Below are 7161 nucleotides of genomic sequence, written 5' to 3' on the forward strand. Positions count from 1 at the left end.
TTCGGCTCCGCCCTCCGAAGGATTATGTCCCGCTCACGCCGTTTGCACCAGAGCCCGCAATGCCAGCGTCGCCGCCAAGCGATGCTTTCCTGCCAGGGATTCGGCGACCGGCGTCAAAATTTCATAGCGATCTCCGTCGAGATCCTGGGAGCGCTGTAGGACAAGCTTTGCCGCCCGATCGAGCGCCGGCCATGACGCCAGGAACCACAGCGCCTGTTGGAAATTGGCGTGGCTTTCGACGATGTCGAGCGCTCTTGTTTCCACCTCGATATCGTCGAAGTCGGGAAGGCGCTTCAAATGCTCGCGTAAATGCCGCTCTGACAGAAAGCGCTCGAAGCACGACCAGCGCGCTGATTGCGCCTCTTCGCTTCTACTCAGCGCGTCGAGCGCCGCGATGCGCGCGTCTTCCCATTCGAACTCAGGGCGGTCGGCGCGCCCGCGCTCGGCGGCTTCCACAATCTGCAGCGCCTCGTCGGCGCGGCCGGCGGCGGTGAGCCGTCGGGAAATTTCCGCCGCGATTTTCGGAAATTTCGTCGCTCGTGTGTCATATTGCGCGATGAAGGCGTCGACGTCGCCCTGCGCGTCGGCAATGTCGCTCAACGCAAACCGGATGACGCTGGCCTGATGGCGATTCTGGATATCGTCTTCAAATATCGGACCGCTCGACGACCAGCCGATTTTGCGTCTTTCGTGATCCGCAAGTTTTTTGGTCGGCTCGTTGGACAGCGTGATGAGACGCTGCTTCAAATGCACGAGACCGGCGTCGCCGAGCGAACCGCTCAACGTGGCGATGAGGTGGTCGTACTGTCCATAGTTGTTGGCGAGCAGCGCCTGATATGTGCGGTCGGCCAACTCCACTGCGTTACAACGTGCGTTCTCGGCCAAGCGAGCGAGGTCCTTTGCTCCTTGGTGAAAAACTCCGATGATCGTGCCGCTACTGTCGTCGCAGCGCGCGAACACCGAAGCGGCGAGCGCTGTGAAGCTCCACATGAGATCGAGCGCTTCTTTCGGATCCGCCGGTCCGACGTGATCGACGATTGCGCGTCGCTGCGTTTCGAGATCGTCGACGAGAGCGCGGCGTTTCTGCCAATCGATGAAGGCGCTGGACCGGGAGATCGCGGCGAGGCGTTTGCGAATTTCTCGTGAGGCGTCGGCCGGACTGCGGGCGCCGGCGAGCGCAAGGCGCAAACGTCGCTTTACGGCAGCGTCGCCACTGCTGATTTCCATCAACAGTTCGGCGAGCCGCGCGGCGCCGAGCGCTTCGAGGTTTTGAGCGTTGAGCGTGTTTTTCGACGCCATGAGGGAGTTTATAGCCGAATCGAGTTTCGCGGAGGCGCCGCAACTGTGACGGGGGCGGTCCGGTGGGGCGCCCGGTTAATTAAGCCGCCTTAAAACCCCAGGTCAACTATTTAAGGAAGCATCCAGTTGCTTAAATAAGGTGCCTGGGTCATGCTGCGCCCATGAGCGTTCAGAATTCCCATAGCTCTCGGCTCGGTCGATACGTGGAGGCGACTGTCGGCGGCGAAGTTGTACGCGCCTTCGTTCCCCCTCCTCTGCCGCCGAGCCCGAACATCGACCTTCTGCCCCTTCTCGGTCGGCTCAGCGCGGCGGAACGTGCGCTCGGCCGGCTCGATGGAGCAGCGGTTCTGCTGCCGCGACAGGAACTTTTTCTTTACATGTATGTCCGCAAGGAAGCCGTGCTCTCATCGCAAATCGAGGGCACGCAGTCGACCCTCGCCGATCTCCTTCGGTTCGAGACCGAGGCGCAGTCTGGTCAGCCGATCGACGACATCCGAGAAGTCTCGAATTATGTCGATGCGATGATGTATGGCCTCGAGCGGCTCGAAGACTTCCCACTCTCGCTTCGACTCATTCGCGAGCTCCACGCCCGCCTCCTGCAGAGCGGTCGTGGCGAGACGAAAGACCCCGGCGAATTTCGTCGCTCGCAAAATTGGATCGGCGGCACGCGGCCAGGCAACGCGTTGTTCGTGCCGCCGCCCCCGAGCGAGCTTAGCGCCTGTCTCGACGCCTTCGAGCGCTTTATTCACGAAACTCGATCGCAATTGCCGCCGCTCATCAAAGCTGGCCTGCTTCACGTCCAGTTCGAGACCATTCATCCGTTTCTCGACGGCAACGGTCGCGTGGGGCGCCTTCTGGTGACGCTGTTCCTGTGCGCCAATGGCGTGCTGCGCACTCCCCTCCTCTATCTCAGCCTTTATCTGAAGACCCATCGCGCGGACTATTATCGTCTTTTGCAAGAGGTCCGCGAGAATGGCGCTTGGGAGAGCTGGCTCGAATTTTTTCTGGAGGGCGTTGCCGAAACAGCGAATCAGGCCTTCGAAGCGGCCGTGCGGATCGCCGGTCTTTTCGCGAACGATCGTGAAAGGATAGTAGCCGAAAGCGATCGGACTGGGTCCTCTCTTCGCATTCACGACTTGCTTCAGCTGCATCCGTTCGTGACCGCGAACGACCTCGTCGCGCGTGCGGGGTTGAGCGCGCCGACCGTCAATGCGGCGCTGGCCGATCTCGAGCGTCTGGGGATCGTCGCGGAGATCACGGGCCGTCGCCGCGGGCGCGTTTTCAGCTACCGCGCTTATCTCGACATTCTCGGCGAAGGAACGGCTCCGCTGCGAGGATGACCTCCGTTTCTCGCCTCGGGTGTTTGCGGAGAGCGCCCCTCCCGTTCGAGGAGCGTTTCCTCGACGAGGCGCAGGTTGAACGGAAATCGGAAGTAGATCTGTGGTGGGAACGATGGCGCTCGTACTTCACGAGCGATGGTCTGATGGCCGAAGATCGCCCCTCTCCGCTTAGCCACCCGTCAAGTGACGTCGCCCTCTTCGCGCTCCCTGCCCTCTTTTGTGAACGGTTCGGGATCGACTTGGGGCCGTCTTTCGGGGCAATCCTTTCCGACGACTGCGGACGCGACGGGGTCTGACCTAGTGAGGTCGCGAGCGAGAAGTTGGGCCTCGGTCGTCGACACTCACCAAGCGAATTTTTGATCGGGCGGCTGTTGTTTCTCGACCGCCCTGTCCAGCTTTGATCTCGACGCGGGCGCGCGACGGCCGGTTGACCGCTCTCCGTCGAGTTGCACGCGGACAACTTAGGAACGAGCGTGACACGCTTTGGTTCAAAAGAGGTCCGATGAGTGACCCTGGACGCCTCCCGTCGAAACTTGCGGGTGATTTACGTGCAACACCACCTTCGTCCCCGTGAGAGCGTCCCGCGTGGGGGCGTGGATGCGCCCAAAAAGGGCTGGTTGCAGTGAGGGGAGTGATAGTTGATGCATCCCCGATTTGCGGCGTCGTCGAGAGCGCGATCGATGATGTGTGAGGGGCGGCCTCATAGGACGCATGGGAAACAGCGGCGCTCGAAAAGCGAATAGCCCGAATCGCCACGGCATTCGGCTCTCCGCAGAGGCCTGGTCGGGTGCGAATGCCACTCCGACACTCTGTCGTATTGTTAGGTGATAGAATCTCGCTCGCATCGATTCAAGTTGCACGCGTGCAACTCCCGAGTGGGCGCAACTGTTGGCCGAAGCCGGCGCGATCGAAGCGGCCGAGTTGTCCGCGTGCAACTGGGGAATAGGGCCGCCTGGCGGCGAAGGCGTTGGACGCGGCGGTAACCTCTCATTAAATAAAAACTCCTTGCGATGTGGAGCGAATCGGCCCTTATTCTTCGATCAGCGCATTTCAGGGCCAACAGCTGAAATTTCCGCAGATCCAGGGAAGTCAAATGCCGACATCGATCATAAGCCAGCAGCGGGGTCCCGACGACCTGCGGTCACTGATCAATGCCGACGCCGCCGAGCTGTCGATGCGCCTTCGCGCGCAGCAGATCAGGGATTTTCCGCCGGCCGCGCAGAAGACCATTCGGCGATTTTCCCCTGCGGAGGCCGCCCGCTTCATCGGGATTCACGAGGGCTATTTGCGACAGCTCGTCGCGGAAGGGAAGGGGCCTCCGGCCCAGCCGAACAATCGGCGGACCTATTCGGTCGAAGACATCGACGGCCTCCGCGCCGAACTCGACCGCAATGGCAAAGGCGCGCGCCGCTATGTGCCGCATCGCAAGGACGGCGAGCCTCTTCAAATCGTCTCGGTGATGAACTTCAAGGGCGGAAGCGGCAAGACCACGACCGCTGCACATCTCGCGCAATTTCTGGCGTTTCGGGGATATCGCGTGCTGGCAGTCGATCTCGATCCGCAGGCCAGCCTCTCGACCTTTTTCGGCCATCAGCCGGAGCTCGACGTCGGCGAAGGCGAGACGATCTACGGAGCCATTCGCTATGACGCGCAGCGACGTGACATGGCGGAGATCGTGCGCGCCACGTACATACCAAATTTGCATGTGGTTCCAGGGCAATTGGAGCTCATGGAATTCGAGCATGAGACGCCCAAGGAGCTCATGGGGCGGCAGGGAAACAGCTCATTGTTTTTTGCGCGCGTCGGAGAGGCGCTCTCGCAGGTGAGCTTCGCTTATGACATCGTCGTGATCGACTGTCCGCCGCAGCTCGGCTTTCTGACCCTTTCCGCGCTCTGCGCCGCGACCGCGGTCTTGATCACCGTGCATCCGCAAATGCTCGATGTGATGTCCATGTCGCAGTTCTTGAACATGACGGGCAGCCTGCTCGACGTCGTCGCAAACGCAGGCGGCGAAACGCAATATGATTGGATGCGATATCTAGTCACACGCTACGAGCCGAGCGACGGCCCGCAAACCACCATGGTGGGTCTGCTGCGATCGATCTTCGGCTCCCGAGTGCTCACGCATCCGATGGTGAAGAGCACGGCGATCGCCGACGCCGGCCTGACGAAGCAGACGCTCTATGAAGTCGAGCGGCAGCAGTTCACGCGCGGAACCTATGACCGCGCGGTCGAAGCGCTGGATCTTGTCAATGGCGAGATCGAAGGTCTTATTCGCGGCGTTTGGGGAAGGAGCTGACGATGGCGCGGAAAATCAGCTTCGACGCGCCTTTGGAGGAGACACGGCCTCAGGAGGCGCCGACGCGCGCGGCGGCGGCGCATCCGGCCCGTCCGCTTCTCGGTCTCGATCGCCCGATCAAGCAATCGAGCGCTCTCGGCGCCATATCGCAATCCTTGGGTGACATTTCCGAGCGTGTGAAGCGGGCCGAGCAGATCGAGCAAAAGCTGGTCGCAGGCCAAACCGTCGTCGAGATCGATCCCGATCTCATCGACGCCTCCTTCGTGCCCGATCGCATGGACGCGACGCCGGAGCAGAATGCGGCGTTTCGCGAGATGATCCGCGAGCATGGGCAGAACGTTCCAATACTCGTCCGCCCCAAGACGCCGGAGCGGTTCGAGGTCGCCTTCGGCCATCGCAGATTGCGTGCCGCGCGCGAGCTCGGCATCAAAGTCCGCGCCGTCGTGCGCGATCTGACCGATGAGCAGCTCGTCATTGCGCAGGGGCAGGAGAATAGCGGCCGGACCGATCTCACCTTTATCGAGCGCGCCCGCTTCGCGGCGCGGCTCGAGGATCGGAAATTCTCGCGCGAGATCATCATGGCGTCTCTCAATGTCGACAAGGCCGCGCTGTCGCGCCTCATCGCCATCGCGACGCGCGTTCCCGGCGCGCTGATCGATGCGATTGGCCCTGCGCCAGGATTTGGCCGAGTGCGCTGGCAGGAGCTGACCGAGCTTCTCGATGTGGACGACAATCGCGCACGGGCGCGCGCCATTGTGGCGGAGCCCTCGTTCGGAGATTTGGACACCGATAAAAGGTTCCAGACCCTCTATGATCGGTTGCGCGTTCGCGAAGCCCGCCTTCGCCCCGAGACCTGGAATGCAGAGGATGGGACGCGGGTCGCCCGCATCATGCGCACCGGTAAAAAGCTGACGCTCACATTCGACGATCGTGTGGTCCCGCAATTTGGCGACTTCGTCGCCGAAAGGCTGCAGCTTCTCTATGAGGAGTACAAGGCCAACGGAGATCGTGGGAGCTGATGCTTCTTTCGCGCCGCGTATTTGGCGCCGTTCGAGCGTTCAGGAAACCAACGGAGATTTATCGCAAAAGAAAAAGGCCCCCGTCACGTCGCCGTTCCGGAAGCCCCTTCTTTGTGTTGGCGCTCAAAGAATCACACTTCCGCGAATCGCTGTCAAGCATTTTGGCGCCGTTTCGGCGAGCGGATTTCTTTTGCCTGAACGAGGCAAAGGATCATGCAGACACGTCCAACGACGCCCTTCGGGCAGCGGCCGCTGTCGCTCGCCATGATGGCGAGCCAGACCGCGACCGAAAATTTCGCGACAAAGCCGGGGGCATCCGAAACTGTCGTACACAAATGGCGACTGTTTCGGGCGCTCACCGAGGCCAAGGAGCCGCTCGGCGTGACCGACCGCGCGCTTTCCGTACTGCACGCGCTACTGAGCTTTCACCACGAGACTGCGCTCAGTCTGCCGGAGACCAATGCAAAGGCGGCGGACGCCGGCTCAGCTGCCGGCGGCATCGTCGTGTTCCCGTCGAACAGGGAGCTTTCGATCCGCGCCCATGGCATGGCGCCGGCGACACTGCGGCGGCATCTCGCCTGCCTCGTCGACGCTGGACTGATCATTCGCCGCGATTCTCCGAACGGCAAACGCTTCGCCCGGAAAGGGCAGGGGGGAGCCATAGAAGACGCTTTCGGCTTCGACCTGGCGCCGCTCGTCGCGCGCTCGAGCGAAATCGAGAATCTCGCCGAGGAGGTGCGGGCGGAGAACCGCGCGATCGCGCTGCTGCGCGAAAAGATCACCATCACTCGGCGCGACATCGTCAAGATGATCGAGACCGGATTGGAGGAGGGCGTTTCGGGCGACTGGGAGGACGCGCACCAACAGTATGCGACGCTCTCGGGGCGCTACGGGCGGCGGCTTTCCCGCTCCGATCTGGAGGCGTTGGCCGGCGAACTCGCCGGGCTGGCGACGGAAATACACAAGGCACTGGAAACGCATATAAAAGCTCAAAATATAAGCGGCAATGAGTCTCAAACTGAGCGTCACATACAGAATCAAACCACAAACTCTTCTGATCTTGAACCTAGCCTTCAAGAAGGCAGGACCGATCCACCCCAGCTAAATCTCGAACAGGGCAGGGAACCGATCGAGCGAGCGCCGGAAGCGTCCTCGGATCGCTCTCGGATTGCCGATCCCAAGCCAGCGCTTCGAGCCTATCCGC

5 protein-coding genes are annotated in these 7161 nt (G+C 61.5%); 4 read left to right on the forward strand and 1 reads right to left on the reverse strand.

Annotation, left to right across the window (positions count from 1 at the left end):
• Positions 1 to 33: 33 nt before the first annotated feature.
• Positions 34 to 1299, reverse strand: coding sequence for a DUF6880 family protein (locus tag KP010_RS22160; protein WP_216281861.1), 1266 nt, complete (start codon positions 1297 to 1299; stop codon positions 34 to 36).
• A 161-nt stretch (positions 1300 to 1460) separates the two neighbouring features.
• Between KP010_RS22160 and KP010_RS22165 the strand changes: the two genes are divergently transcribed.
• From KP010_RS22165 to repC, 4 genes are all read left to right on the forward strand, one after another.
• Entirely contained in the window at positions 1461 to 2639 is a 1179-nt protein-coding gene (locus KP010_RS22165) for a Fic family protein (RefSeq protein ID WP_216281862.1), read from the forward strand.
• Positions 2640 to 3732: 1093 nt separating this feature from the next.
• On the forward strand, positions 3733 to 4938 hold the full coding sequence (repA, locus tag KP010_RS22170; RefSeq protein ID WP_216281863.1) for a plasmid partitioning protein RepA: 1206 nt from the start codon (positions 3733 to 3735) through the stop codon (positions 4936 to 4938).
• 2 nt (positions 4939 to 4940) lie between these two features.
• On the forward strand, positions 4941 to 5957 hold the full coding sequence (repB, locus tag KP010_RS22175) for a plasmid partitioning protein RepB (protein ID WP_216281865.1): 1017 nt from the start codon (positions 4941 to 4943) through the stop codon (positions 5955 to 5957).
• Positions 5958 to 6224: 267 nt separating this feature from the next.
• The coding region (gene repC, locus KP010_RS22180) for a plasmid replication protein RepC (RefSeq protein ID WP_253203990.1) at positions 6225 to 7161 on the forward strand (937 nt) is incomplete at its 3' end.

Source organism: Methylosinus sp. KRF6 (genome assembly GCF_018887255.1).
Classification (GTDB): Bacteria; Pseudomonadota; Alphaproteobacteria; order Rhizobiales; family Beijerinckiaceae; genus Methylosinus; species Methylosinus sporium.

Coding starts and splice junctions, on each gene's coding strand:
- repA (WP_216281863.1), top strand. CDS start 3,733: ATGCCGACATCGATCATAAGCCAGCAGCGGGGTCCCGACGACCTGCGG.
- KP010_RS22165 (WP_216281862.1), top strand. CDS start 1,461: ATGAGCGTTCAGAATTCCCATAGCTCTCGGCTCGGTCGATACGTGGAG.
- repB (WP_216281865.1), top strand. CDS start 4,941: ATGGCGCGGAAAATCAGCTTCGACGCGCCTTTGGAGGAGACACGGCCT.
- KP010_RS22160 (WP_216281861.1), bottom strand. CDS start 1,299: ATGGCGTCGAAAAACACGCTCAACGCTCAAAACCTCGAAGCGCTCGGC.